This is a genomic window from Caulifigura coniformis (assembly GCF_007745175.1).
Classification (GTDB): domain Bacteria; phylum Planctomycetota; class Planctomycetia; order Planctomycetales; family Planctomycetaceae; genus Caulifigura; species Caulifigura coniformis.
The window spans coordinates 2,980,492-3,007,166 of sequence record NZ_CP036271.1 but is presented as its reverse complement, the minus strand read 5'-3'; the positions used below and the strand labels follow the sequence as shown (position 1 = coordinate 3,007,166).

23 protein-coding genes and 1 other RNA gene are annotated in these 26,675 nt (G+C 63.2%); 9 read left to right on the top strand and 15 right to left on the bottom strand.

Annotation, left to right across the window (positions count from 1 at the left end):
- Nucleotides 1-90: 90 nt before the first annotated feature.
- The gene (locus Pan44_RS11875) at nt 91-624 is read right to left on the bottom strand and encodes a hypothetical protein (protein ID WP_145030259.1); all 534 of its coding nucleotides are present in this window, start codon (nt 622-624) and stop codon (nt 91-93) included.
- A gap of 116 nt (nt 625-740) precedes the next feature.
- On the bottom strand, nt 741-1,568 hold the full coding sequence (locus Pan44_RS11870; RefSeq protein WP_145030258.1) for an enoyl-ACP reductase FabI: 828 nt from the start codon (nt 1,566-1,568) through the stop codon (nt 741-743).
- Nucleotides 1,569-1,698: 130 nt separating this feature from the next.
- Here Pan44_RS11870 and Pan44_RS11865 point away from each other — a divergent pair, with 130 nt between their 5' ends.
- Both Pan44_RS11865 and Pan44_RS11860 read left to right on the top strand, forming a co-directional pair.
- Nucleotides 1,699-2,247: a DUF3592 domain-containing protein gene (locus tag Pan44_RS11865; protein ID WP_145030257.1), complete on the top strand. Its 549-nt coding sequence runs from the start codon at nt 1,699-1,701 to the stop codon at nt 2,245-2,247.
- Between the two features lie 409 nt (nt 2,248-2,656).
- On the top strand, nt 2,657-4,195 hold the full coding sequence (locus Pan44_RS11860; RefSeq protein WP_145030256.1) for an FAD-dependent monooxygenase: 1,539 nt from the start codon (nt 2,657-2,659) through the stop codon (nt 4,193-4,195).
- 60 nt (nt 4,196-4,255) lie between these two features.
- On the opposite strand, the gene Pan44_RS11855 is transcribed toward Pan44_RS11860, so the two are convergent.
- Entirely contained in the window at nt 4,256-5,230 is a 975-nt protein-coding gene (locus Pan44_RS11855; protein WP_197454036.1) for a choice-of-anchor A family protein, read from the bottom strand.
- Nucleotides 5,231-5,902: 672 nt separating this feature from the next.
- On the opposite strand from Pan44_RS11855, the gene Pan44_RS11850 reads away from it, so the two are divergent.
- The gene (locus Pan44_RS11850; protein WP_145030254.1) at nt 5,903-7,138 is read left to right on the top strand and encodes a CinA family nicotinamide mononucleotide deamidase-related protein; all 1,236 of its coding nucleotides are present in this window, start codon (nt 5,903-5,905) and stop codon (nt 7,136-7,138) included.
- A 12-nt stretch (nt 7,139-7,150) separates the two neighbouring features.
- Here Pan44_RS11850 and Pan44_RS11845 read toward each other — a convergent pair whose 3' ends face one another.
- The 3 genes from Pan44_RS11845 to secY form a co-directional block, all read right to left on the bottom strand.
- A complete protein-coding gene (locus Pan44_RS11845; protein WP_145030253.1) occupies nt 7,151-7,879 on the bottom strand; it encodes a DUF6655 family protein in 729 nt (242 codons plus the stop codon).
- 209 nt (nt 7,880-8,088) lie between these two features.
- A complete protein-coding gene (map, locus tag Pan44_RS11840) occupies nt 8,089-8,898 on the bottom strand; it encodes a type I methionyl aminopeptidase (RefSeq protein ID WP_145030252.1) in 810 nt (269 codons plus the stop codon).
- 78 nt (nt 8,899-8,976) lie between these two features.
- Nucleotides 8,977-10,341 carry a preprotein translocase subunit SecY gene (gene secY / locus Pan44_RS11835; protein WP_145030251.1) on the bottom strand — a complete coding sequence of 455 codons (1,365 nt, stop codon included), beginning with the start codon at nt 10,339-10,341 and terminating at the stop codon, nt 8,977-8,979.
- A 273-nt stretch (nt 10,342-10,614) separates the two neighbouring features.
- Between secY and Pan44_RS11830 the strand changes: the two genes are divergently transcribed.
- The 3 genes from Pan44_RS11830 to Pan44_RS11820 all read left to right on the top strand — a co-directional run bounded on the left by Pan44_RS11830 (nt 10,615) and on the right by Pan44_RS11820 (nt 12,846).
- Complete coding sequence (locus Pan44_RS11830) at nt 10,615-10,872, top strand: acyl carrier protein (RefSeq protein WP_145030250.1); 258 nt, start codon at nt 10,615-10,617, stop codon at nt 10,870-10,872.
- 260 nt (nt 10,873-11,132) lie between these two features.
- Complete coding sequence (locus Pan44_RS11825; protein ID WP_145030249.1) at nt 11,133-11,972, top strand: SirB1 family protein; 840 nt, start codon at nt 11,133-11,135, stop codon at nt 11,970-11,972.
- Between the two features lie 43 nt (nt 11,973-12,015).
- The gene (locus Pan44_RS11820; protein WP_145030248.1) at nt 12,016-12,846 is read left to right on the top strand and encodes a polysaccharide deacetylase family protein; all 831 of its coding nucleotides are present in this window, start codon (nt 12,016-12,018) and stop codon (nt 12,844-12,846) included.
- On the opposite strand, the gene Pan44_RS11815 is transcribed toward Pan44_RS11820, so the two are convergent.
- Both Pan44_RS11815 and Pan44_RS11810 read right to left on the bottom strand, forming a co-directional pair.
- A complete protein-coding gene (locus tag Pan44_RS11815) occupies nt 12,815-14,014 on the bottom strand; it encodes an aminotransferase class V-fold PLP-dependent enzyme (RefSeq protein ID WP_145030247.1) in 1,200 nt (399 codons plus the stop codon). The genes Pan44_RS11820 and Pan44_RS11815 overlap by 32 nt on opposite strands.
- A 90-nt stretch (nt 14,015-14,104) precedes the next feature.
- Entirely contained in the window at nt 14,105-15,169 is a 1,065-nt protein-coding gene (locus Pan44_RS11810; RefSeq protein WP_145030246.1) for a hypothetical protein, read from the bottom strand.
- Nucleotides 15,170-15,869: 700 nt separating this feature from the next.
- Here Pan44_RS11810 and ffs point away from each other — a divergent pair.
- An RNA gene (gene ffs / locus Pan44_RS11805) (signal recognition particle sRNA small type) lies at nt 15,870-15,969 on the top strand.
- 168 nt (nt 15,970-16,137) lie between these two features.
- The gene (locus Pan44_RS11800) at nt 16,138-18,024 is read left to right on the top strand and encodes a hypothetical protein (protein WP_145030245.1); all 1,887 of its coding nucleotides are present in this window, start codon (nt 16,138-16,140) and stop codon (nt 18,022-18,024) included.
- Between the two features lie 116 nt (nt 18,025-18,140).
- Here Pan44_RS11800 and Pan44_RS11795 read toward each other — a convergent pair whose 3' ends face one another.
- From Pan44_RS11795 to Pan44_RS11785, 3 genes are read right to left on the bottom strand one after another with little or no spacing between them, the layout of a single operon-like run.
- Complete coding sequence (locus Pan44_RS11795; protein ID WP_145030244.1) at nt 18,141-18,980, bottom strand: hypothetical protein; 840 nt, start codon at nt 18,978-18,980, stop codon at nt 18,141-18,143.
- A complete protein-coding gene (locus Pan44_RS11790) occupies nt 18,977-19,657 on the bottom strand; it encodes a MotA/TolQ/ExbB proton channel family protein (RefSeq protein WP_231754301.1) in 681 nt (226 codons plus the stop codon). Before Pan44_RS11790 ends, Pan44_RS11795 begins: the two co-directional genes overlap by 4 nt.
- Before the next feature lie 45 nt (nt 19,658-19,702).
- The gene (locus Pan44_RS11785; RefSeq protein WP_145030243.1) at nt 19,703-21,031 is read right to left on the bottom strand and encodes a sigma-54-dependent transcriptional regulator; all 1,329 of its coding nucleotides are present in this window, start codon (nt 21,029-21,031) and stop codon (nt 19,703-19,705) included.
- Between the two features lie 214 nt (nt 21,032-21,245).
- Between Pan44_RS11785 and Pan44_RS11780 the strand changes: the two genes are divergently transcribed.
- Entirely contained in the window at nt 21,246-22,670 is a 1,425-nt protein-coding gene (locus Pan44_RS11780; protein ID WP_145030242.1) for a class II fumarate hydratase, read from the top strand.
- Nucleotides 22,671-22,807: 137 nt separating this feature from the next.
- Here the strand turns inward: Pan44_RS11780 and Pan44_RS11775 are convergent, their stop codons facing one another.
- The 4 genes from Pan44_RS11775 to Pan44_RS11760 form a co-directional block, all read right to left on the bottom strand.
- A complete protein-coding gene (locus Pan44_RS11775) occupies nt 22,808-24,004 on the bottom strand; it encodes a hypothetical protein (protein ID WP_145030241.1) in 1,197 nt (398 codons plus the stop codon).
- A gap of 374 nt (nt 24,005-24,378) precedes the next feature.
- The gene (locus Pan44_RS11770; RefSeq protein WP_145030240.1) at nt 24,379-24,822 is read right to left on the bottom strand and encodes a VOC family protein; all 444 of its coding nucleotides are present in this window, start codon (nt 24,820-24,822) and stop codon (nt 24,379-24,381) included.
- A 156-nt stretch (nt 24,823-24,978) separates the two neighbouring features.
- A complete protein-coding gene (locus Pan44_RS11765; protein WP_145030239.1) occupies nt 24,979-25,737 on the bottom strand; it encodes an SDR family oxidoreductase in 759 nt (252 codons plus the stop codon).
- A 216-nt stretch (nt 25,738-25,953) separates the two neighbouring features.
- The gene (locus Pan44_RS11760; RefSeq protein ID WP_145030238.1) at nt 25,954-26,382 is read right to left on the bottom strand and encodes a cupin domain-containing protein; all 429 of its coding nucleotides are present in this window, start codon (nt 26,380-26,382) and stop codon (nt 25,954-25,956) included.
- Nucleotides 26,383-26,675: the final 293 nt, after the last annotated feature.

Genomic DNA, 26,675 nt, shown 5'->3' with positions numbered 1-26,675 from the left:
CTGGGCTTCCTTCGCTCCGCTCAGTCCAGCCGCCGGCCACCCTTCCGAATGGAAGGAGACTTCGAGTTCCGTCATCAGGGGACGACTGCTTTATCTTGAAGGGCGCAGATAGTCTGCAATGACGCCCTCGCTCTCCGTCGCCAGAAGTTTGGCGACGGCATTCACCAGCAACCCGCCGTTCTTCTTGCGAGACTGGTTGTCAACGATGTATCGCGTGCGGGCGGCTTTCAAAGCGGGTAAATCACGGGCCGAAACCGACTCGTCGATCCCCGCCTTGTCCTTTGGCTTCTTTTTCACCGTGGCTTCGTAGTCGAACTTTCCGACATAGAGTTCGCACCAGGGCAATTGTCCCGCATTGAGCAGGGTCACAACCGACTCTCGCTCGCCATCAGCAACGAGCTTGTCGAACTCGGCGAGAATTGAGGCATCGGTTTCGAACGCCCCGACAAGAAGTGATGCCCCACCCCGCACTTCATGTAGTCGTTTGCCCAGCTCCGGATCATGCGGGATGAAGCCGCCCAGCGCGAGGAACCTCAGCTCGACGCCGACCTCGCGAGCCTTCTCGATGAAATCGGCGCCTTTGACTGCGGGCTTCGACGAGTAAACCGCGATGGTGTTCTTCATCGAGCCTGCTCCCGTGATTGTGAAGTGTCGTTCTTCAGCCGCAAGGCGTGTCTCGAGTGAGCCAGGACCGCCGCAACGAAAAAGACCCCGGCGTTTGCCGGGGTCTTTTGTCGCTTTTATTCCGAGGCTTCGGCCTTGTTTCCGAAGGCATCGAGCGGAGGACCGCCCATCACGTGGTAGCCGCAGTCGACGTGCAGTGTTTCGCCCGTGATGCCGCCTGACATATCGCTCAGGAGGAACATCCCCGACTTGCCGACTTCTTCCTCGGTGATGTTGCGGCGGAGGGGGGAGAACGTTTCGTACAGCGTCAGCATCTTCTTGAAGTCGCCGACGCCGCTGGCGCTGATCGTCCGCACGGGGCCGGCGCTCAGGGCGTTGACGCGGACGCCGTCGGCACCCATTTCGCTGGCGATGTATTCCACGCTGCTCTCCAGGGCGGATTTGCAAAGGCCCATCAGGTTGTAGCCGGGGATGACCTTCTCGCCGCCGAGGTAGGTGAGCGTGAGGATACTGCCGCCCGGGTTCATGATGGCTTTGGCCCGACCGCACATGGCGATGAGGCTGTAGACGCTGATGTCCATCGACAGCGAAAAGCCGGCCCGGCTGCACTTGTAGACTTCCTGGGTCAGGTCGGCCGGAGGGGCGAAGGCGATCGAGTGCAGGACGAAGTCGATCTTGCCGAACTGCTCGGTGATCTTCGCGAACACGGCATCGAGGTCCTCGTCCTTCTGCACGTCGCAGGGGACGACGAACTTCGCGCCGAGGGGTTCGACCAGTTTTTTCACCTTGTTGGCGTTCTTCGGCCGCTCCGGGTCTTTATCGGGCAGGTGCGTGAAGCCGATTTCGGCTCCCTGGGCGAACAGCTGCTGTGTGATGGCCCAGGCGATCGACCGCTCGTTCGCGATGCCGAACACCACACCTTTTTTGCCGTCGAACAAACCCATGGACGCTTCTCTCTCTGACTCGAACGCGAAAATGCCTGGAAGCGCGGTACGATAGGCCAGCAGAGGCGAGATTCTCAAGGGCGACCAGCCCCGGCCCCCCTCCTTCGCGGTCCTCCAACACCTCACGTCGATGCCAGACTATTCTGACGGCCACGCCCGACAGCTGGAGGACATCCTCGAGGACCTCTCCGCCGGCCGCTCGACGGTCAAGGAGGCGGCCGAATGGATCCGCCGGCAGTCGCCGCAGTCGATTCACCGGCCGCTGCGGCCGAAGAAATCGTTCGGGCTGGGCGTGCTGATCACGGTGATCGGAATGGTGTTTCTCGGGATGGCGGCGGTCATCGGCTACCACAGCCAGCAGTTCACCGCGCAGGCCGTGAAGGCCCAGGGGACGGTCACCGAAATGGTCCGCAGGGACCGCGTGCAGAAACCGCGGTACCGATACGAGGTCGAGGGGGTCGAATACACGGGCGTTTCGGCGACGGGCACCAACCCGCCGATGTACAAGGTCGGGGACGTCGTGGAGATTGAATACCTGCCGGATGATCCGGGCAGGTCGCGGATCGCCTCCTGGGCCGAACGCTGGACGGGGACGCTGGCCGTCGGCGTGATGGGTGCGGGCGTGACCCTGATCGGCCTCGTGATGCTGGTCGTGCGCTGGCTGCGGAGCCCGCATTAATGCGAGTAGACATTCGCTGTCGCGGAGGCCGGCTCCCCGGGGGGGGAGACCTGTGACGACCTGTGACGACCTGTGACAGCGAAGAAACGTCTGAAACATTGGAGTTTTGGACCTGTGACATGTGTGACGAGTTTTGGAGTGCTTTTTTCACCCCCTCTCGCGGGGCTGATCACCCCTTGTTTGCGTTGCCAAAGAACGAACTCTCCACCCTGACGGGAGGGGTTGCGCATCGGGAAGAGTCTTCGCCTGCCTGAAGGGGCTTTGGGCCGGAACCTTCAGTTAGAAAGGTGGTTGCGTCGCATGCCTCAGCGAAACTCTGACATCGAGCCGGGACGTCTTCGCCAGCGCGGAGGGCAGGTTGAATGTCCGGGCGGCCTCATCCCACCCGAGCCAGACGGATCCTGCCAACATGCCTGCTGCTGACGTCTTGATTGCTGGAGCGGGACCGACGGGGCTTGTCCTGGCCCTGTGGCTGACGCATTTCGGAATCCGGGTCCGCATCGTCGACAAGGCGGCCGAGCCGGGGACGACCTCTCGGGCCCTGGCTGTGCAGGCGCGAACGCTCGAACTCTATCGGCAGATGGGCCTCGCCCAGGCGGTTGTCGACCGCGGCGCCAAGGTCGCCGGCGCGAATTTCTGGGTGAAAGGCCGGCATCGGGCCCGGGTCTCCCTTCAGGGCATCGGTGAGGGAATCAGTGAGTTCGCCTTCCTGCTGATCTATCCGCAGGACGAACACGAGAAACTCCTGATCGCGCGACTCGCAGATCTCGGCGTTCACGTTGAACGGAACACGGAGTTGATCCGCTTCACAGAATTGTTGCGATTCACCGAGCCGGGCAAGGAGGTCAACGCCGTATTGAAACGAGATGGAAACACCGAAGAGGGCTGCTACTGCCGCTACATCGTCGGATGTGACGGAGCCCGCTCAAAGGTCCGTGAGATCATCGGCACCGGCTTCCCCGGCGGCACGTACGAGCACTTCTTCTACGTCGCCGATGTCGAAGCCGCCGGCCCTGCCATCAATCGCGAGCTCAACATCGACCTCGACCACGCCGACTTTGTCGTGGTCTTCCCGCTCCACGACGAAGGGCACATCCGCCTGATCGGCACCGTCAAAGAAAGGCCCGACTGCACGCCGGCCGACCTCACCTTCAACGACGTCGGCCGGCGGGCCATCGAGCAGCTCAAGGTCGACGTCCGGAAGGTGAGCTGGTTCTCGACGTATCACGTCCATCACCGCGTGACGGATCATTTCCGCAAGGGCCGGGCCTTTCTCGCCGGCGATGCCGCCCACATCCACAGCCCGGCCGGCGGCCAGGGGATGAACACGGGCATCGGCGACGCCATCAACCTCGCCTGGAAGCTCGCCGCCGTGCTGCAGGGCAAGGCCGATGACGCGCTCCTCGACACTTACGAGGCGGAACGGATCGGCTTCGCCCGACAATTGGTCGCCACAACCGACCGCGTGTTTACGGCCGTCACGAGCACGAACCGCTGGGCGAAGTTCGTCCGCACGCGTCTGTTTCCGCTGATCATGCCAGTCGCCGTCCGATTCGCGTTCGTGCGGCGATTCCTGTTCCGGACGGTTTCGCAGACGCAGATTCAGTACCGGGAGAGCCCGCTGAGCGAAGGACGGGCCGGCGTCGTCCTCGGGGGAGATCGACTCCCGTGGATTCGCTTCGCCGACGGCACGAGCAATTACGACACGCTCGCCGAGCCCCGCTGGCAAGTTCACGTGTACGGCGACGTTGATTCGCCGCTGGAAATGGCGTGCCGCGAACTGGGCGTCGTCTTCCACCGATTCGCGTGGCAGCGAGAGATGTCCGACGCTGGCCTGACTGAGGGGGCGATGTACCTGCTCCGACCGGACCAATATGTGGCGCTGGTCGAAAAGCAGGGCGTCAAAGAGCTGCGGAACTATTTCGAGTCGCGGCAGCTGCGACCTTGAAGATCGATGCCTCCAGCGCGACTGGAGCGGCGCAGTCGCCCTTCTACTGCCGCGTCGAACTCATCGGGAGATGGGGCCACCGATTGAAGGATCGCTTTTGCGATCACGTTTCCTGCGACTGACGAGGTATCCGAGCCCGGCCAGGGTTGCGAGGAAGAAGCTGGACAGTTCTGGGACCGCGAACGGCGTGAATCCCTGAAATTCGGGGAATCGCACCTCGGAACTCGACGTAAAATCGCCTCCAACGAGCACCATGCCGTTGATCGCACTGGTCGTCACAAGGCTGGCATCGGGCAGCAGGATCGAACCGTACCATTCACGGGAGAGATTGAGCTCCGAGGTCTGGTCCTGGAAATTCCAGAGAATCCGCGAGTAGATCGCCGGGTCTGCGAAGCTGGCATCAAAGTTGGCCAGAATCGGGTCGGACGACAGATTGCCGACCACATTGATCAGGAACCTCGTGTCGGGTGGAACTCCCGCAACCGCCAGTGAGAACAGGGCGTTCTGGATGTTGACCGCGTTGACCGCGAGCACGGCCAGGCCATCCGGCCCAGGCAAGGGATTCAACGTGATGTTCGTACCGACGATCGTCGTCGTGCTGTTGACGGCCGCATTGGAGTAGAAGTCGGATGCCAGCCCCAGTTGACTGACGGCGGCATTCGCACTGGACAGCGCCGTGGAGTCGTTCTGAAAGAGTTCACTGCCGGGACCGTTCAGGTTGACGGTGGCGCCGCTATTCGTGCCGCCGAGACGGACATCGCCTGCGTGCATGGTGAGACCGCTGGATTGCAGGTTCCCGCCAACGAGGAGCGTGTCGGCGTTGGCATAAACCGCAGGGGGCACTAACCCCGTCCCGAACTGCGCGAACCCGCCCAGCACGTCTCCCCGAACGATCGTGCGCCCCTCGATCTGTGCCTGCCCATTCAGATTCCCGCCGATCACATTCTCGTAGCCGGGGATCAACTCGGCCGATGCGGACCTGGTCGTGAGCAGGATGGCACTCAGCACAAGACAGGCACCAAGCGGTTTCAGCATGGGAATGTCCATTCGAGTTCTGCCGGTCCGTTTCCCTGCGATTTACGCTTCAGGGAATCGAAGTGGACGTTTACTCACCTGGCTTCCAGATCGTCACTTCCCGATGGCACTGTTTTCAGGCCGGGAAGTGAAGTCGCGCGAGAGGAAGAGGTCGTGAGGACCGATGTCCTAAAGCGCCGGAGTGTCAAATCCCCGCCGACGAAATCCATCAACGAAAAAAGCCCGGCGATTTTCATCACCGGGCTTCTTATTCAGGCTGTCGTGTCGAAGTTGCGCGACGGGTGGATGTCGCTGCGAGAAGAGCGGCGATCGCGTCGTGCAAAGCACGTCCGCTTGGGTGATCGCGGCTCACGCTAAGGGTTGGTCCTCCGGCGAACGATGACGTGACAGCCTGTGAAGTCTCTCCGATTTCCGGTCACTGCTGAGGGAAGCTCGTCGATCAGGGCAATCGACGTTCCTCTCTCTGCGGCGACCAGTGATCGACCGAAACTACATCGGCACTTCTAGTCCGAAGCTTGCGATTGAATCCAGACGAATCTGGAAGATTCCGCGCGAGTCTTTCGAACTGAGCCGCGCCGTCGACAATCCTGGTCAAATCACGATCGACTCTCTGTCGCGGATCGAACCGCCTATGATCCCGCCGCAGCCCGTTCCCGTCGTCAAAGACTTCCCATGCTCGCTGAAATCGTCGCTATCGGATCCGAGATCACTTCCGGCGCGAAGCTGGACACCAACTCGCAGTGGCTGAGCCAGCAGCTCAGCGACCTCGGAATTCCGACGGGCTTCCACACCAGCATCGCGGACGACCTCGAAGCCAACGTGGCCTGCCTGCGACTGGCCGTCGAACGGGCCGATGTGGTGATCGTGTCCGGCGGACTGGGGCCGACGCTCGACGACCTGACCCGCATCGCGCTGGCGACTGTAATCAACCGGCCGCTGGTCCTCGATTCCGACGCGCTGACGACCATTGAAGAGATGTTCCGGAAGCGCGGCCGGGTGATGTCTGATCGGAATCGCATCCAGGCGGAATTCCCTGAGGGGAGTACTCCGCTCGCAAACCCGATCGGGACAGCGCCGGGCATCTGGCTCGAGATTCCACGTTCCGGAAAATCGCCCTGCCTCGTCGCGGCCCTTCCCGGTGTTCCTTCAGAACTCAAGAGAATGTTCGAGGAGCAGGTCGTTCCCCGGCTGCCGGCGACCGGCGAGGTCATCCGCCGGTATCGCATTCATTGCTACGGCTGCGGCGAATCGCAGGCCGACGAGCTTCTCGGCGACCTGACCGCCCGCGGCCGCGATCCGGAGATCGGCATCACGGCCCATGAAGCGACGATCACGCTGCGGATCGAGGCCCGTGGAAAATCCGAAGCGGAGTGCCAGGCGAAGATTGACGAAGCCAAGGGGGCCGTCTGGTCGCGGCTGTGGAAGTTTGCGTATGGAGTGGAAGACGAGGAACTGGAAACGGTCGTCCTGCGCACGCTGGCCCACTACGGCTGGACGCTGGGAGTCGCCGACTGCGCCACGGGAGGCTGGCTGGCGCGGGCCTTGGGGGCACTGGAAGCGGAGTATCCCGGCCGGGCGCTCGTCGTCACCGGCGTCGAAGAGAAAGTCGCCGGGGTTCTGCTGGCCGACCTGGAGGACGACATCCATGAGCATCGCGTTGGACGTCTCGCCGCGGCGACCCGTGAGCACCTGCGCGTGAATTACGCCCTGGCGACCGAGCCGTATCCCGACCTGACGCCCGACGAAATCGCCCAGAGCCGGCTGCGGATCCGGGTCGCCGTCGCGGGCCCGGATGGAATTCTTGTCGACAGCCTGGCCATCGGCGGCAACCCTGCGATCCTTCCGGCGCGGATCGGGAAGACGGCCCTCGACCTGCTGCGGCGCGAACTGCCCAGCCGGTTGCAGTAGCTTCGGCGATGTTTACTTCGGAGCGTCGGGAGCTTCAGCGCGGACCTGTTCGACCTCGCCGTTGACGAGCGCCGTCCCGCTTTCTTCCTGGAGCCGCTTGGGCCCGGGAGTGAAGGCGACGTTGGGCGGGAGCTGGTCGCGGCGGATGGCGGCCGTCCCGGTCGTCGTCCGCGTGATCTCTTCCCTGAGCGTGCCCGTCTGCCACGGGCCGACACCGGCGAAGTAGTAGTTGTTGTCGTTCGACTGGGCGACGCTCATGCCACCCTGTCCGCGGCTTTCGCGGGTCTTCGGGTCGTAGGCGGCCAGCCCGAGCTTGGCGTATCCGGCCTGCTGCGAGCGCGTGAAGAGTTTCACTTCGGGAATCGTGACCATCCCGGGCAGCGAAAAGCTCGGGATGCCGACAAACGAAGAGGACGTCGTGGTGCCGACGCCGCCGCTGCGTGGCTCGAGAACGATGTCGGCGTTTTCGATCTTCTCGGCCAGGTGTCCGCCCGCGCGCAGGATGCGGTGGCGGATCGACGCGATGATGTACTGCTTGTCGACGGAGTCGATGTACTTCTCTTCAAGAAAGACGTTCTGCCCGTGCAGCGGCTTGAAATCGACCTTGTCGAGCGACTGGTCGACGGCATTCGAGAGGAGCAGTTGCTCGGTCGCGGTGCGGGCGGTGTTGGAGGTCTGCGCGGTGGTGCATCCGGCGAGGAACGCCGTGAGCACGATCGAAGGGATGACTCGCGGGGACATGGCGACACGCATCACAAAACGAGTTGCACGGACAACCGCGACACCGTGAGGCGACGCAGCAGTTCGGCCCGTCCTTCTGATACGCCCTGCCGCGGACGAGGGTCAACGACCTCTCGCCTTCACGGGCGGAAACGGGTGTCCGGCCTCCAATTCCGGCCGAAGTTCGGCAGAAACAGCCGGATGAAGAGGGCGAGGAGCCCGGAGAGCCCTTAGGCGGGTCGGACCGGCTCCACGAGCGGATCGAACGGCTCGCCGACCCCTTCGGTCAACAGCACGGGGCCGTTGGCGGTGAGGCCGACCGAATGCTCGTAGTGGACGCTCGGTTTGCCGTCGACGGTCACCGCCGTCCACTTGTCGCCGAGGATTTTCACGTCGGGCTTGCCAGCGTTCACCATCGGCTCAATCGCCAGGGCGAGCCCCGGCTTGAGTTCGAAATCCGAGCGACGCATGTCGCGGTCCATGAAGTTCGGAACCTGCGGCGACTCGTGCATTTCCTTGCCGATACCGTGCCCGACGAATTTACGGACGAGCGTGACGCCCAGGCGCTTCGCTTCGCGGGTCATGTCGTCCGCCACTTCCGACCACCGCTTGCGGGACGCACAGAGGAAGATGGAGCGGTGCAGCAGGTAGCGCCCGGCGGCCATCAGGTGCGTCTTCTCGGCATCGACCTCTCCGATCGCATACGACCAGGCGGAGTCTCCGCACCAGCCTTTCCATTTTACGCCGACATCGAGGCTCACAAGGTCACCCGGCTTCAGGACGTACCCGCCCGGAATCCCATGCACGATCTGGCTGTTGACGCTGATGCAGGTCGAGGCGGGGAAGGGAGTCTCGCCGGGAAATCCCTTGAACAGCGGTATCGCGCCGAGTTCGGTCAGGAATTTGTCGACGGCTGCGTTGACCTCGGCGGTCGTGACCCCGGGACGGAGAAATTCGCGGGCGATGGAGTGGCATTCGGCGACGATCTTTCCGGCGTCGCGCATCAGCGCCAGTTCGCGAGGGCTTTTGAGAGAGATCACGATCGTGTCATCAAGTAAAGCACCCCGGCCGATGGAAGCAGCCGGGGTGCGAAAGGACTCACCATGGGGAGCGGGCGACTACGCCGCCTCGGCCTCGAGCAGGCCCTGCTTGTTCCGCATCACGAGATGGCTGTCGATCTTCTGGACGAGATCGAGGGCCACCGAGACGACGATCAGCAAGCCGGTGCCTCCGTAGAAGCTGGCGATCATGTAGGGGATGTTCATGCTCGTCGCCATGACCGTCGGAATGACGGCGATGACCGCGAGGAAGGCTGCCCCCACATAGGTAATGCGGTTCATCACGTGGTCGAGGTAATCGGCCGTGCGCTGGCCCGGGCGATAACCCGGAACAAAGCTGCCGTAGTCCTTCAGGTTGTCGGCGATGTCCTTCGGATTGAAGGTGATGCCGGTCCAGAAGTAGCAGAAGAAGAAGATCAGCGCGATGTAGCAGAGGTTGTAGACGTAGCCGCGGTCCGCGTTGTTGAACATGTTCGAGAGCATGTTGAACACCCACACGTCGGGCCACTTGTTCGCGAACCAGCCGAAGAAGAAGGCCGGGAACATGAGCAGGCTGGACGCGAAAATGATGGGCATGACGCCCGAGGCGTTGAGCCGCATCGGGAGGTGCGACCGCTGGCCGCCCATGACGCGGCGTCCGCGAACGTGCTTGGCGCTCTGGATCGGGATCCGGCGGGTCGCCTGGGTGATGGCGATGACGCCAAGGATGACTGCGACAAACAGAGCGCCGAGCAGGATCAGTCGATCGATACCGACTTCCGAGCCGAGGCTGACGTCGATGCCGCCCCCCTTGAATGCCGGGCCGAGGAACTGGGCTCCGACGGCGGGCATCTGGGCGACGATGCCGGCCATGATCAAAAGGCTGATGCCGTTGCCGATGCCGTATTCATCGATCTGCTCACCGAGCCACATCAGGAAGACGGTTCCGGCCGTCATCACCATGGCGTCGAGGAGGATATACCACCAGCTGTCCATTCCGCCGAGGAAGATGTTCGGGCCGAGGCTCTGCGGAAGCATCGCGACCCAGAACACGCTCTGGATGAGGCAGAGCACCACGGTGGCGTAGCGGGTGTATTCATTGATTTTCTTGCGTCCCGCTTCGCCTTCCTTCTGGAGGGCTTCCAGCGGCGGGTACACCGTCGCCAGCAGCTGGAAGATGATCGAGGCCGAGATGTAGGGCATGATGCCCAGGCCGAAGATCGTGGCGTTGCCGAACTGCGAGGCCGAGAACATCGACACGGCCTGCATGACCTGGCCGAGCGAGCTCTGGCCCATGCGTTCCATGGCGCTCGCAAACTCGGCCTGGTTGATGTTCGGGAGGAACACCGCAAAGCCCATGCGATAAACGCCGAGAAGGATCAGCGTCAGCAGGATTTTCTGCCGAAGTTCGGGAATACGAAAAATCGTGACGATCTTATCCAGCATTTCGCCGCTCGTGGTCAGAAGTCGAATCGCGGGATTATGTAAGGCCAGGGGGATGGCGACAAGAGAAGGATGAAAGGAAGCTGGAACGGTCCACAAACCGGGAATCCTGCGGCGAGTACCCGCGGCGGACGGGAGACCGGTTTTGAACTCTCGACCTGGATCGTGGGCCCCCTCGCTCGCACTTTCAGGGGGATCGCCTATCATTCGCGGTTTCCCTGGCGGCCGAGGGCCGCAAGTGCTGAACCAGATGCGGGATTCGTGGAGACGTGTGGGATGGCGCCGGCTGATATTCGTCGAGTGATTCTGAACATTCTGGAGCGGATCGCTCCCGACGAAGACCTGTCGAATCTCGACGATGCGCGCCCGTTCCGCGAACAGATGGAACTGGACAGCATGGACTTCCTGGACATCGTGATGGAACTGCGGAAGCAGTATCGCATCCAGATTCCGGAAGCCGACTATCCGCAGCTAGGCACGATGGACAGCACCGTCGCCTACCTGACGCCCCTGCTGAAAGACGTCCAGGGCTGAGGCGACTGTCGTTGAAGCGGGTCTTCTTTTAATGCGGCCCCGCCGACGAAGTCGGGGGGGTGAGGCCTTCGCGGTCGGCGTTTGTCTCCTGCACTGGCTTGAGCAGTGCAGTCTTCCGGAGCGCAGCAGTTTGACACGCACTGCAGCGTGACGACGCACTTCCTGCCGAATGGAGAGCGTTCCTGATCTTTCTGATTGGTGGGCTGCTCCATGCTGCGTAGGATTGCGCAAGTCGCCTCCTGTCGCTTAAAGACCACCGCATGCCACCGCTCTGCCACTTCGAAGACGACGTCGAGTTCACGAAGTTGATCGGATTCCAGCGTTCGGTTTCGATGACGCAGGCCGCGCTCGAAATCGCGAGAGACGCCCGTCCCTCGCTCGATTTCCAGACCACCCAGCTTCGACTCGCCGCCATCGCCGACGACGCCCGCGGGGCGATCGTCAAACACCGGAATGACGCTGAGACGCTGAAGGCGATCTGCAACGTCATTGCCGGGACCTATGGATTCTCAGGGTCGGCTTCCTGCTTTGACGCAGCCGACTCGAGTTACCTCGACCGGGTGGTCGAGACTCGGCGGGGAATTCCGATCTCCCTCTCGCTGATCTACATCGCCGTTGGAGAACAGTTGGGGCTGCCGATCAGCGGCGTGGCCGCGCCGGCCCATTTCCTCTGCCGCTATGAAAGCGACGAGGGGCCGTTGTTCGTCGACGCCTATGGCGGCGGACGGATCATGTCCGAAATGGAATGCATCGAATGGCTGGGCGGGGTGTCCGGCCTTTCGGCCCAGGATCTCCGGCCGACGCTGCAGACGGCGCCCCCCCGGACGATCGTTCTGAGGATGCTCAACAACCTCAAAACGCTGCACCTTCGAAAAGACAACTGGCTCGGCGCGGAACGTGTGCTGCGGAGGCTTCTGGCGCTCCGCCCTTCGTCTTTCATCGATCGCCGCGACCTCGCCTCCGTTTCGCTGATGCTCGGCCGCCCAGGGCGCGTCATCGATCTATTCCGCGGCCAGGTGTCCCACCTGCTCCCCGAGGAGCGACTGGCGGTGGAAGAACTGCTGGCGTCGGCCCGTCAGATGCTGGCCGCCTGCAACTAGGGAAACCACAAAGTTCAGATGGCCCGTGTGAGGCAGGGATGCCATGGCCTCGATCTGGGAATCTCAGTCGACTGCGAGTCAGCCATCCGGCTGGCGACGAAGTTTTCGCCATCGCTTCGCCCACCTGTGGCCCCGTGCAGCCGCGGCGTATGTGCGCGATCTGTCGATCCGGCTTCCCGAATCGCCCGGCCATCAGAAGATCGCGGCGTTGACCTTTGACGACGGGCCGACTGACGCGGGAACTCCCCTGCTGCTGGAATGTCTCGCGCGTCACGGCCTCAAGGCGACCTTCTTCGTCCTCGGTGAGAATGTGCGAAGGTTTCCCGCGCGGGCGCGAGAGATCGTCGCGGCCGGGCATTCCCTGGGCAACCACTTTCGCCGTCATATCGATTGCTGGAAGACACGGCCGCGGGAAGTCATTCGGGAGATCACCGAAGGAACCCGCATCATCGAAGAGACCGCAGGGGTGTCTCCTGCGTGGTGCCGTCCGCCGTTCGGACGGCTGACGCACGCGGTCGTGAAATGGAGCCGGATTCACCAGCAGCCGATCGCGCTGTGGGACGTGTTCCCGGCCGATTATCTCGAAGAGACCACCGCTGAGTCGCTCCGGCAGGTGCTCGAGGGCCGGCTCCGGGCCCGGTCAATCGTGTGCCTGCACGACAACGTGGTGTCGATGCAGAAAACCCCTGCCATGCTCGGGCAGTCGCTACCGGGCCTGATCTCCGCGGGCTGGTCGTTCTCGCCGTTGCCTGGTGCGACAGCACGAAACGCGAGCACGCAGCCGACACCGCCGGCTGCTGCGTTGATCGGCGCTGGCAGCGTCGACGACGGAGCATTGGATATCAGTGCGAATGCGAGGGACGCAGCTGCCTGAGCGCGGCCATCAGCGCCTCGATGTCGCCGGCCCTCGTATAGAGATGACAGGAGACTCGCAGGTGGGCGTGGCCATTCAATTCCACGACCGGGACCTCGATATGGAACTGCTCCCAGAGCGCTGCCTGGAGCGGGTGATTGATGGGGACTCCCGAATCGCGCGTTCGCAGCCACGGCAGCCGGACAGTGACCATCGAGCCGTACCAGTCGGGGCCGTCCGGCGAGAGCGCAACGCCGTCCAGTTCGGCAAGCAGGCGGGCCCGCGTTTCGCGGGCGAGGGCGTGGGTCGTTGAGCGGAATGCCTCGAGGCCGACCATCGACAGAAACTCGATCGCGGCGGTCGTGGAGAGATAGGCCGCGGGATCGAAAGTGCCGGGCCAATGAAATTCATCCTTCCAGGTCGCCGGGCGGCCGCTGAGGCTGCGTCCCCAACTGAGCGTCGTCGGGTGCAGATGGTTTTTGAGGCCGCCGCGGACATACAGCCAGCCACTCCCGATACCGGCCGCGAGCCACTTGTGGCAGCTGACGCAGTAAAAGTCGCAGCCGAGCATCTCGAGATTGATGGGCCGCATGGCGAGGGCGTGCGGACCGTCGATGCAGACCCGGATTCCGAGCGCCCGCGCCCGGGCACAGATCTCCTCAACGGGAAACACAATCGCGGTCGGGGAAGTCACATGGCTGACGACGATCAGCCGCGTCCGCTCGGTCACGGCTGCGAAAATCGCTTCGATGATCTGTTCTCTGGAAGTGAGCGGATCGGGCAGGCGGGCGACGACGAGCTTTGCGCCGGCCTGCTGGCAGCGCGTTCTCCAGATGCGGCAGACGGCCCCGTATTCATGGTCGTTCAGCAACACCTCGTCGCCCGAATCGAGCTGGACGTTGGCCGCGACAATGTTCATCGCCACGGTGGCGTTGGGCACGAACACCAGGTCGCCCGACTTACAGCCGACGAACCGAGACATTTTGTCGGCCGCCGAATCGAGCAGCCTGTCGAGCTGCCGCGTGAAGAAGTCGACGGGGTTCTGCTGGAGCTTCGCCGTCCACGACTTCTGGGCATCGAGGACGGCCCTGGGGGCCCGGCCGAAGGAGCCGTGATTGAGATAGATGACGCCCGGGATCTGGGGCCAATGTTCGGCCCACTCCGAGGCGTCCAAATCTGCGCGCGTCATGCGGCACCACGTCAATGAAAAACCGCCGAGGTGATCGGCGGCGTTCTTCGTTCCGGCCGCCCCTGCGGCCGGACCTGTTGTCAGCTCGAGCTACTCGCGCGGGGGGGCAGTCCGTTCCGCGAGACGTTTGAGGTATTGCTCGACGGCGAGGCGATAGTGTCCCGGGAACTGGTTCTCGAGCATTCCCTTCGCAGCGGCCTGCTTTTTCTCGGGAAGGTCGCCCCAGTTGTCCTTGTGGCCGATGTCCTTCTTGTCGGTCAGGCCTTTGCCTTTGATTCCGCCAAGGTAGCTGTCGTCCGCCGGGGAACTGCCATCAGGCCGCATCTGGCCGCTGGCGCGTCCGGAGGCGCTGCTGGATGACGAGGAATTCTGCTCGTCTTCCCGCTTCTTGATGATCTCGTCCAGCGTGACGATGATCTGGTCTTCGACACGCTGCACTTTTTCCCCGGCCCGGCCGAGGGTGAGACGGCGGCGGACGTCGTTCATCTGGCTGGCGACCTCGGCGAGCGACTTTTCCTCGAGTTTTTCCAGGTCGCCCTTCATCAACTCGCCGAGTGCCCGATAGCGCGGCGGAACCGCCTCCGTTTCGTCCAGCAGCTTGCCAAGGGTGGCGAGGCCGTCGGACTTCAACAGGAGGGCATGTTCGCAGACCGCCTTGTAGAACAGGGCCGTGGCCGGGTCGGCGAGGTAGGCCAGATCGACCTGGCGGTAGGCGTCGAGTGATTCTTCGTACAGCGTGGCTGTGGCGAGAAACCGTGCGTAGAACGCCCGTACGTTGTTCGTGAACAGAGGCTCGTCGTGGCGTGACGACAGGGCGGGGAAGTCGCGGAGAGTGAGTCCCGAATCGCCGACACTGCAGCTTTCGACGAGGTCCCGGACTTCCGGATCAGCGAGGTAGAAGGCCCGCAGGAGCAGGTCCGCCCGCTGCGAGGGATTCAGCGATTTGCCCGCAGAATTCCAAAGCTCATCCACCGCCTGCTTCAGTTCCGGCCGCGTGGAGAGTTGCGGGGTCAGCCAGCCATCGAGTTGCGACTTCAGGACGTCGAGGGGAGGAGCGGTGGCGACCTGGGCGGCGGAGGCGTGGGCGGTGGAGGCGTGGGAGGCCAGGACCGTCAACAGCGCCAGGGCGGCAACGCCTCTCCTGAGTGCAATCATGGCAACGGCATCTCCTTAAGCACGCTGTCGAGCACCTCAACTGCGCGACGAACGACGCTGAATCGTACGCCAGGCCGTGATTTCGGGCTAGGACAATGTGTCAGTTTTGAACAGTGATGCGGGAAAGCCAGTCAGGGACAGGTTCCGGGATCCGAGCAAAAAGCGATCCACAGCCGGACCACCAGGTCGAGGACTGGCTTGAAAACCCCGTTCTTCCGTCTGTTCCACGAGGCGCAAATCGACCGGACATGTTTCTGCCGGGTGAAGTGGGAGGGAAGCGTCCCGAGGGGGCGAGGAGGGCGCGTTGTGTGGGTGGTCCTGTACTCCTCGCCCTCTTTTCCTGCGGAGGGATCGGGAGAGCGTCGGTGGTGCGGACATGGAGCCGGGGGGGACGACAGGTTGATGGTGGTTGTGTTCATAGGTCCTCCATCATGACGGGGGCGGTTGCGCGGGGGGCCCGGTACTCGGTACTCGGTACTCGGTACTCGGAAGTGCTTGGGCGGGTGGGGATTGGGGCGGGGCGAGTCACTTTTCCACCGTCGGTCGTTTCTCGTTGCCGCAAGTCATTTTGCGGCAACGGCGCACGCCAACGCCGAATTGGTCCATCGAGAAGAAGTGACCAGCTCTCCTGATCCACTCGCGCCAGTTGCGGATCGCCCGCCACTGCGTTACGTTGCGGGACTCCCCCTTCGCGGGTGAAAGGCGATCTCCCGCACGGCGGCGCCGTGTGAACCGGGTCAGATGGGAAACCAAGCAGCCCTAAGCAATGTGCGTTCGGGTGTGTCGGGAGGTCGCCTTTTGTCCGCGTCGCGGGCGAGGCGCACACAACAGAGGCCAGCCGTCAGCCCGCTTGCTGACGCCTGGCCTCTGTTGGTTTGACCTCCATCTTCCCCCGATTTTGCAGATCGGGTACATTTCCGGCAGTTCTTGCCGAAGTTGTTTCTGAAGCCTGTGGAAGGGAGTCCACCGTGCTGGTTCGCGGACGTCGCCTCGATCCTCGCCGCATCCTGCGCTATCTCTTCCAGGAATTGATTGCGCCCTGGATCCAAATCAAGCGCCTGTGGCTGCGGATCATCTGGTTCTTCACCACGCCGATCTACATCGGCCCCATGTGGACGACGAGCGTCGTCTGCGGGCTCATCGGCGTCATGCTGACCATCCTCCTCTTCAAGCCGCCCGGGCGGCTTGAAGCGTCGACGAAGCCGATCGCGGTCGCCCCTGCCCCGCCGACATTCCTGTTCGCGCCGCAGGTTCCCGAGCCGACTACACCGGCTCCGCTGGCCATCGACCTCGACGGCCGTCTGGTGCGCACGATGCTCGCCCACGAGTGGGACCAGATCCGGCACACGACGCTCGTTTCCACTTCACTGGGCCTGTCGCCCCAATCGATCCTGCAACCGATTCGCGACGGCTGGTCGATGGCGCAGCGTCGTCTGACCGAGACGTGGCCGACCGTTTATCGGCAGACGGCCCCCCTGTGGAATCCGGTAGCCCAGGCGCCGGCGGTCCAGCCGGCCGACCAGCCGCTCAGCTATGGCGGCGCGGGCGAATCGCACCCCGCACTGATCGTCACCCGCGACCTTCCCGCAGAGTCCCCGCCGTCGGAAGCGATTACCTATGCGTTGATCGTGCAGAACCGCGGGGCGGAGATTCTCGAACAGATCCTTGTGACGGAAGAACTCGCGAACCTCGACCGGGTCGAGTCGACCCATCCGCCGGCGGATGTCTCGGCGACCGCCCTCCACTGGCGGATCGACTCCCTGCGTCCCGGGCAGGAACGCCGCCTCGCGATCACCCTACAGCCGGGAACCGACCGGGAGATCCAGGCGGTCGCCGAGGTGCGCGCGGCCGTGGCCGTGAGCAGTTCCACTCACGTGACGGCCGTGACTCCGTTGACGGTCAATGAGACCCCGCCAGTCCTGATGGAAACGCCGAAGCTCGCCCCTGTTGAGCCGGCCTCCCGCGAGGTCGCCCCGAAGGTGGCACGCCTGAGTGTCGTGGCGGAGATTCCCACTTCCCTCAAAGTCGACGATGAGTTGTCGACCGTGTTCGTCGTGTCCAATACGGGCAACGGCGATGCGGACGGCGTGGTGCTGACCGTGGATGTTCCCGCGGGACTGGAACACCGCGATGGAGTCCTGGTGGAACACCGCTACGCCCATATTCCCGCTGGAACGACGAAGCGGGCGATCTTCAAGGTGCTCGCCCGCACGCCGAGCATGGCGAGAATCGATGCAGTCCTGACTCACGCGGGGACGCGCGTCGCCGACTGGACGACCCAGGTGCAGATCATCGCGAAGCCGGTTGCCTCCCCGGCTCCGCTTCCGTCCACCGTCGCCAGCCCTTCAACGATCAATCCGTCGATCGCCAATCCCAACGGGCCGGTTCCGGAAGACGGCCCCGCGCTGCGATCGCGAGGCTTCGACTCGGCGACGGCTCCGATGACCGGCTCGCTGCCGGGCAGTTCCGCTCCGGCGATCTCCGGGCAGGGGGCGTCGATCCCCGCCGGGACCGGTATCCCACAGCCCGGTCTGCCCGTCGATTCCACGATCCCACGCAACCGCCGGCCGATCATCGAGGCGCCCCAGTCCCCGTCGGGCCAGTCCCCATTGCCGCAGTCCCCTTCGGGCGGTTCGATTCCCGGCAGCACGATTCCGCCGGCCGGGACCGCTCCGGCCCCTGGGAGTCCGCCGATGAAATCGAGCCCGGCCGATCCGCGTGACGCGTCGGTTCCGAAACCGGCCGCCAAGCCCGGCGAGCAACCCGATTCTCTCGACGACACGAATTACGTCAACGTTCCACGCCGACAGGGAGCGAGCGGCCTCCCCGGCTGGAAGCGGATCATGAACCGCTAAACCATTTTCATGGCTCCTGTGCAGGCGATTGAACGGTTCTCGATTCGCGTTCGTGCGTTCATCGCCTGCGGAACCCCGAACACCAATCTTGAAGCTGCTCCAGGCCGCGATGCGGCTCACTGTCCGATGCGAATCCCGAGGTCGGCGTACTCGAATCGCACGCCGGCTGTTTCCATCGCCAGCCGGCGCATGATGTTCGGCATCGACCTGTCCAGCGCCTCGGTGACGATCAGCCGCGTGGCGCGGTCGTAACTCAGGAGCACGACCACGAGCGACTTCGGATCGGGCAGCCCGCGAGCGACCTCGACGAACTCATTCTCAAAGCGTTCCATGTCGGGATCGCCGTCGTCTTTCAGGTTCAGCCTGAGCGACGCCGTCCGCACGCCCGTGTTCACCGTCACGAGGTGCTGGGAATCGACGAAGACCTCCCAGACGTCGCACCGCTTGCGGATCTCATCGAACACCAGCAGGTGCTTGATCATCCGGCCCGACCTCGCGGCGGCCATATCCTCGAACTGTTTGCGGAGGGCCGCGACTTCCTGCGGGGATCTTGAAATGCCCCCTGCCCCGGGGTCATTCAGCACCTTGTCGATGTCGGCCCTGGGAACGTTGAACAATTCCACGATCAGCCGGCCGAGTTCCTCTTCGCGCGAGAGCACCTGATCGACCCGCGCCCGCTCGGCGGCCGCTTCGCCGGCGAGCCCCGTGGCGCGCGCGTTTGCCTGGGCCAGTTCGTTCTGGAGGGCCGTCGCCGTCCGGGTGGCGTCCGCGGCCACGCGCCGGGCCGCTTCCAGTTCTTCCGCCAGTCGCACCGCATCCTGCTGAACGATCTCGGCCGCGCTCGCCCGTTTCACTTCGTTTTCCCGCATCTGCAGGTATTGCAGGAAGAAGACGATCAGCATCAGGTCGAGCAGCGGCGTGAGCTGCAGCGTCAGCTTGCGGCGACTGATTTTCACGTCGCAGCCTCTTCATCGCCTGCCTGGGGCGCGTGCAGCGACAATTCGCGTTTCGCCCGCGCGACAGTTTCCCGCACGTGCTGGCGATTCTCGGCGAGCCGGTTGAAACCCGGCTCGAGGAAGCTGTTGATGAACAGGAGGATGATCGTCGCCACGAGGCCCGCGAAGGTGCACCAGATCGATTCGCCGAACCGTTTCACAATAGCATCGACGCTCGCAACACCGCCGGCGTCGGCATTGAGCGCGGCGCCGATGGCGAGCACCGTCCCGACGATCCCTCCCAGGGGATAGGCCTCGATCATCGTCCGGGCCATGTTGTAGACGGTCTCGAACGTCATCGAGTTCAGGTACCGCCGCCGCTCGTCCATGATCTGCATACGGATGTGCAGCGACCGGCGATCAGCCACGCGGGCCGGATCGCTGATCACGTCATTGACGTCTGCGAGGAAGGCGTCGACCTGATCTGAAAGCGGGGCTGCTCGATCGAGCAGGCTCTGGTGCCTGAGTCCGCGAGTGAAGTCGTACAGGGCCGAAGCCATGTTCTTGAGGTCGCGCCGGGCCCAGAGCGTGAGCGTGAAGAACACGAACAGGTGCACGGCGAACGCCGCGACGATGACGTACGTCGACAGCGCCGAGAACTGGTTCAGCATCCCGGTCATCTGCCGCAGCGGTTCCATAGCAGGATTCAGGATCTCAGATTCAGGATTCAGGATTCGGCAAAGTCACAGCTCGAGGCCGAGTTCTTCGATCTTTCGATAGAGGCTCGAAAGGCCGAGTTTCAGACGCTTGGCCGCTTCGCGCTTATCGGGCCACTGCTTCAGGACGCGGGCGATATGCAGTTTCTCGTAGTGCCTGAGGGCCGAACGCAGGTCGTCGGTATCGGGCAGCGGCTGGCCCAGGCCCATCAGGTCGGGCGGGAGGTCTTTCGGTTCGATCTGCGTTCCGTCGCACATCAGCACGGCGCGCTCGATGGCGTTGTCGAGCTGCCGGACGTTCCCCTTCCACTGGGCCGCCATCAACAGGCGGATCGTATCGCTCGAGGCACTCGTGACCCGCTTGCCCATCGCCCGGCTGTGCTTCGCGATGAAATGATCGACCAGCTCCGGCACATCGTCGATCCGTTCCCGGAGCGGCGGGATGCGGACCTTGACCCCGTCCAGCCTGTAGAACAGGTCCTCCTGGAAGGTGCCCTCTCCCACGAGCCGCAACAGTTCCTGGCTGGTGGAGGCGATGATGCGGGCCGACACCTTGTAGGGGGCCGAGCCGCCGGAAGGGGTTCCTTCCTTGAACTCGATCGCCCTCAGCAGCCGCGTCTGGGCTCCCATCGGCAGGTGAGAAATCTCGTCGAGAAACACCGTGCCGTCGCCGGCACTGCGGAGCGCCCCCGGCCCGCCGGCATCGCTCCCGAACAGCTCGCTTTCCAGCAGTTCGCTGGGCCGGGTCGCGCAGTTGACGGCGATGAACTTCTCGTCTTTCTTGGGACCTGCGAGATGGATGGCCCGCGCGAACAGCTCCTTGCCGGTTCCCGTTTCCCCGACGAGCAACACGTTCGAGTGCGTCACCGCGATTTTTGCGATTGCCGTCTGCAGTTCCTTGAGCGGCTGGCTCGAACCGACAATCAGGTCGAACTGCTGCGGCTGCGACAGTTCTTTCCGCAGCCGCTGGTTTTCAAGGAACATCTCACGGAACTGGTAGACGCGACGCAGCTTGTTCGCCACGTCCTCGAACATGACGGGTTTGACGAGGTAGTCGAACGCACCGGCCTTGAAGGCGTCGACGGCGTTTTCGACCGTGGCATAGGCGGTGATGATCAGGACGAAGACGGACGGATTGATCTGCTGGAGCTTGCGCAGGAGCTGGACGCCATCGCCGTCCGGCAGTCGGACATCGCAGATCGCCACCTGGAAATCCTGCTGGCGAGCGAGCGACAGCGCTTCGGCGCAGTTGCCGGCTTCGGTCACCACAAAGCCTTCGTCGGTGAGGAACTCCCGCAGGCTGCTGCGGATGACCTGTTCATCTTCGATGACGAGAATGGAACGCTGTTGAGTCACGAAGCAACGCGGGGCTGACGGCGGGGAGGGTTTTCAGAGTTGCGATTTTCAAGGTGCCGTTTGCAATTTGCAATGAACCGTCTTCGAATGAGCGTTTCCAGGCCAGAAACCGGGCTTCGCAGAAGACTCCGGGCTTCCTGCGCCGCCGCACATCGACCGTTCCGGCGACAGTGTCGCCGGGCATTGACTGCATTGAGAGCGAAGGCTGCGATCCATGTCTGAATTCCGCACTGAACACGACTCCATGGGAGACGTGAAGGTTCCCGCCAAGGCCTATTACGGCGCCCAGACGCAGCGCGCCGTCGAGAACTTCCCGGTTTCCGGCTGGCCGCTGCACGCCGACCTGATCCACGCGATGGGGCTCGTGAAGTTCGCCTGCGGTACGGCCAACCACCAGCTCGGCAAGCTTACGAACAGCGGCAAGAACCGGCTCGACGAGAAGCAGGTCGACGCCATGCTCGCCGCCGCCAAGGAAGTCGCCGCCGGGAAGTTTGACGGCGAATTTCCGATCGACGTCTTCCAGACCGGCTCGGGCACCTCGAGCAACATGAACGCCAACGAGGTGATTTCCAACCGTGCGATCGAGCTGCTGAAAGGGGACCGGTTCGACATGAAAAAGTCGATCCACCCCAACGATCACGTCAACATGGGGCAGAGCACCAACGACACGTTCCCCACGGCCATCCACGTTGCGGTTGCGCAGTCGATCAAAAACAAGCTGATCCCTGCGCTCGGGAAGTTCCACGCCGAACTCGCGAAGAAGGCAAAGGAGTGGGACAAGATCATCAAGATCGGCCGGACGCACCTGGCCGACGCCACCCCGCTCCGCCTGGGGCAGGAGTTCGGCGGTTTTGCCCGCCAGCTGGAACTGTCGATCGAGCGGGCCGAACGGGCGCTCAATGCGGTCCTGGAACTGCCGGTCGGCGGCACGGCCGTGGGCTCGGGCATCAACACGCATCCCGAATTCGGCGCGCGGACGGCGAAGGTGCTGGCCGCGGAGACCGGGATCGCGTTCGTGGACGCGGTGAATCATTTTGAAGGGAACGCCCAGCGCGACGGCCTGGTCGAATGCCACGGTCAGCTCAAGACGATCGCCAACACGCTGTTCAATGTTTCCAACAACATCCGCTGGCTTGGCTCGGGCCCGCGGTGCGGGTTCTATGAAGTGAAGCTGCCGGATCGGCAGCCGGGCAGTTCGATCATGCCGGGCAAGGTGAACCCCGTCATGTGCGAGAGCATGATGCAGGTGTGCGCCCGTGTGATCGGCAACGACGGCTGCATTACGCTCAGCGGCGCGGCCGGCGGTCAGTTCCAGCTCAATATCATGATGCCCGTGATGGGCCAGACGACGCTGGAGAGCATCAACCTGCTGGCCGGGGCGACCGACGCCTTCGTCGAGTTCTGTGCGATCGAGATGGAAGCGAACCCCGAGGCGTGCGAAGCGAGCGTGGAGAAGAGCCTGTCGATGGTGACGAGCCTTAACCCCCACATCGGTTACGAAAAGGCGTCCGCTCTCGCGAAGGAGGCCTTCAAGACCGGGAAGACGATCCGGGAACTCTGCACGGAGCAGAACATCCTGCCGGCCGACGTGCTGAACGCGGCCCTCGATCCGTTCTCGATGACCGAGCCGCAGGCGTAAGGCCGGAAAGACTGCGAGAGGATGTGGAAACACCTCCGTGCCGGGTTGCGGGGCACGGAGGTGTTTTGTTTGCGCGATTCGGCTGTGTCTGCAGGCAGCGCCGTGGCCCCCAAAGAGGACCATTGGCGCCCGAATGCCTACTTTTTCACCGAGCCGGTGGCTGACGCGCTTGCCCCGGCGAAGCTGTTTGCAGAGGACTTCGGTTTCAGCAGCGATTTGATCTGGTAGGCCTTCGCCCAGGCGACGAGCTTGTCGGTGATGAACTCTTCCATCGGATCCCCACCGAGCCATGAGCCATCTTTCACTCCGCGGGGAATGTCCGTTCTGATTCCGAGGGGCTGCGTGACCCCCAGTTTCTCGAGCCGTTTGACGACATGATCGCCGACGTAGTCGTAGCTTTCGGCGGTCCTGAAGATCCCGAAGTCGCGATGGCTGTGGCTTTCCAGGACATACCGCATCCAGAAGCCGCGTTCGAGTTCGTCGGCCATTTCCTGAATCGGCCTCAGGTCGTCCTTGCCGGCGAGCTGGGCTGCCTCTTTATTCCATTCTTCGTGCTTCTTCGCCTGAGCCTCGGTGTCATAGGTGTCCCAGAAGTCGGAAGGCTTCTTGTCCCAGTCCTTGCGAACTTCGCTGAAGGCCTGGAATGCCAGGATTTTGACGCGGCTGACTTTGTTCTCCTGCTCGTTCTGAAAAACCTGGGGATCTTCGCTGGCCTCCTCGTTCTGCTGTGCGACGAGAGTCGGGGCCCAGGTGGTCAGGAGTTTGTCGGCGCCGACCTGCAGGGTGTCTTCCAGCGCCTCGATCACCATGCCGACCGGCTCCGGCATCACTTTGAGGCGCGCGACCTGGTCCTTGGCGATCATCAGGCTCTGCGCCTTCCAGAGCGAGGGGGGCGCTTTCATGACGTTCGCCAACCGTTGCTCGGCGCTCGCCAAACGAGTCTGGGCCGACAAGAGCGCGGCGGCGTTTCTGGTCTGAATCGCGGAGCTGAGCCACGACAGCGCGCCGATCGTGGAGACGCTGAGGATCGCGAACAGGATCTGGTCGTTGAGTGCGTCGCTGGCCTTCTGGTCGGACAGGGTCTTTTTGTGCTGTTCGGCGGCCATCTTGTAGGCCGATCCGACGTTCCGCGCGGCGATCATCCAGCTTTCCGCGCGCGCCATCATGGCGCTTTCGAATCCCGCCAGTTCATTGGACGCCTTGTTAAACCTTCCCAGCCGACGCAGTTCGAGATCCTGTTTTTTCTGATTCTCCTCGAGGGCCTTGAGTCGCTCCTGAGCTTCCTGCTGGGGAGTCTTCCTGGGGGGAGTCTTTGCCGGGGGACGAGGCGCCATGAGCGTTTCTCAATTGGGATGGGGGGAGACTCGGCCAGGACATCGGGACGAACGTCCGAGAATCCGGGCGCAAAGCGATGACGTGCGTGACGCAGAACGAGGCGAATTTCGCACAGCCGGGGGGCGGCGGGTCCGGGAAGGACTGCGAACCTTGCCTGGCAACTTCAGCTCGGGCAGACAATCAGGACGTTCCGCGCCCCTTGCCACACCACAAGCATCATCTGCCCGGTTCAGGAAAGGTTGCGTGAATTCCGAAAGAAATCTGAACGGAGCGGTGGAGCTTTAAGAAGTCGCTCTTCCGGCAGACCAGCGGCGTCCTGGCCGCTCGTTGTCCGCGTGCGTTCGTTCGCAGTCCCGCCGGTTCGCAAAGAGAGTTACCGCAGTTCCTGAGCCAGGCCGACGATGATGCCTTCCGGACCGCGCAGGAAGCACAGCCGGTAGACGCCTTCGTACTCGGCGATCTCGCCGACGAGTTCAGCGCCCTGCTTCTGTCTGAGGCGGGCGACCGTCTCATTCACGTCGTCGACGGTAAACATGATGCGGCGCAGGCCCAGTGCATTCGTGGGAGCATTCTCCGGCCCGAACCGAACCGCCTGCGGCGAGTGAAACTTCGACAGCTCGACCTTTCCGTGACCGTCGGGCGTCCTCAACATCACGATCTCGGAGCGGACTCCCTTGAGACCGACGACACTGTCGACCCAGTCGCCCCCGACCGTCGTCTCCCCCTCGAGCTCCATGCCGAGCTCGGTGAAGAACGCTTTGACCGCATCCATGTCGTCGACAACGATAAGCACGTTGTCCATTCGTTTGATCGCCATGGCCAACCAACATAGTTCACCGGCGGCGCGCGAAAAAGCCCCTGCCGATGACGGCAGGGGCCGGGTGGTTTCTCAAACAGCGACGGTCATCCGCCAGGCCCTCCAGGCCCATACCGCGGAAGGTCGTTTCAGGGACAGGACCGAGCGACTCGCCGCTCACACTCCCACGGCCGCGTTCTGCTCGACCCATTTCTTGAATGTGATCTTCCCCAGCCGCGCATTGGCCTCGGGCAGCAGCGACTTTTGCTGAAGCCGTTCGCCGAAGTAGCGCGACTCGTCATCCGTCACGACGTTCCTCGCGAGTCCGACCGACTGGAAGTACTGTCGGACGAGATCATCCATTGCAAACGGCTGCGGACCGCCCAGTTCCAGGGTGCCGTTCACCGGCTGTTCGACGGCAATATCGGCCAGCATGGCGGCGACGTCATCGGCCGCGACGGGCTGGATGCCGGCGGTGGGAACGCGAATCGTTTCCCCTACGGCGAACGACTCGGCGATCCCCTGAACGAACTCCATGAACTGGGTCGCCCGCAGGATCGTGTATGGAATCGGGGACGCCTTGATGAGCGATTCCTGAGCGACCTTGGCCTTCATGTATCCGCTGTCGACGAGTCGCTCCGCGCCGACGACCGACAGCACCACGTGGTGCTTCACGCCAGCGGCCCCTTCCGCAGTCAGCAGGTTGCCAGTCGACTTCTCGAAGAACTCACGAACCGCCTGTTCCTCCCACGAAGGCGCGTTCGACACATCGACGACGACACTTGCTCCGTGCAGCGCATCGGCCAGCCCCTCGCCGGTCACGGCGTTCACTCCAGACCGCGGCGACGCCGCCAAGACCTCGTGCCCGGCTTTCTGCAGCCGTTTCACAAGACGGCTTCCAATCAATCCGCTTCCGCCGATGACAACGATCTTCATGAGAATCTCCCGGTGATTGTGCGCGGGTCTGAAAGTGCGCAATGTGCAGGTGCTGACAACTGTCGACTGCAGAGGCCGCAGGCGATGCCGTCAAAAAGACTTCCGTCTGTGTGCCGGGGCCGTCCCGGCCGTGTCCAGTTTTCAGCGTTTGGATCGGTCACGGCTCACAGAGCCGTGGCACACGGTTTCCATGGAAAGGCGGCGAGCGTCGTTCGATCAGTGTTTCTTTTCGGGGACTGCGATCTCTTTTTCTCCTCGTGGATGAAGGACCACGGCGATCAACCGCGTCCGTCCTTTTGCGGCCGGATTCTTCGAGACGCGGTGCAGGCATCCGGTCGGCTCGTAGAACGTCTCGCCGGCCTTGTAGCGCTTCGTCGGCTGGTCATCGATTCCCAGTTCGTACTCCCCTTCGAGAACGTAGACGAAGCCCGGTCCGGGATGGCGATGCGCGACTCCGGACTGGCCGGCCTCAATCGTCACTTCCACGATCGTGGCACCTGCGTCCTTCCCATCCAGCTTCTCGGCAATGTCCTGGCTGGAAATCACGCGCACCGACTCCCCGTCGTGGCCGTGCTGATTGGCGAACAACATCCCTCCGATTCCGACCGATGCTCCCAATGCCAGCGTGAGAATGGTCCTGGTCATCTTGTCCGCTCCATTGAGAAGAATAAGGCTGGTTGGCGATTCGCCCCCTGCTCCACCTCCTTAAGCGGGCAGAGGTGGACATTGACGGGGTCGACCGATTTCCAGGCCTTGGGACGATCGATCCCGCCAACAGGTTCGCAGGACCGGCACCTCAGCCATGCGAAGCGGCCTGCCGAATGCCCCTAGCGGCCGTTCTACATGCGACTCTAGACCGACGCCGACTACCGTCCAGGCGGTCAGCGAAGTCCGGGCGATCCCGTTCGTGCGGAGCGATCATCCGTTCCGGGCGACCA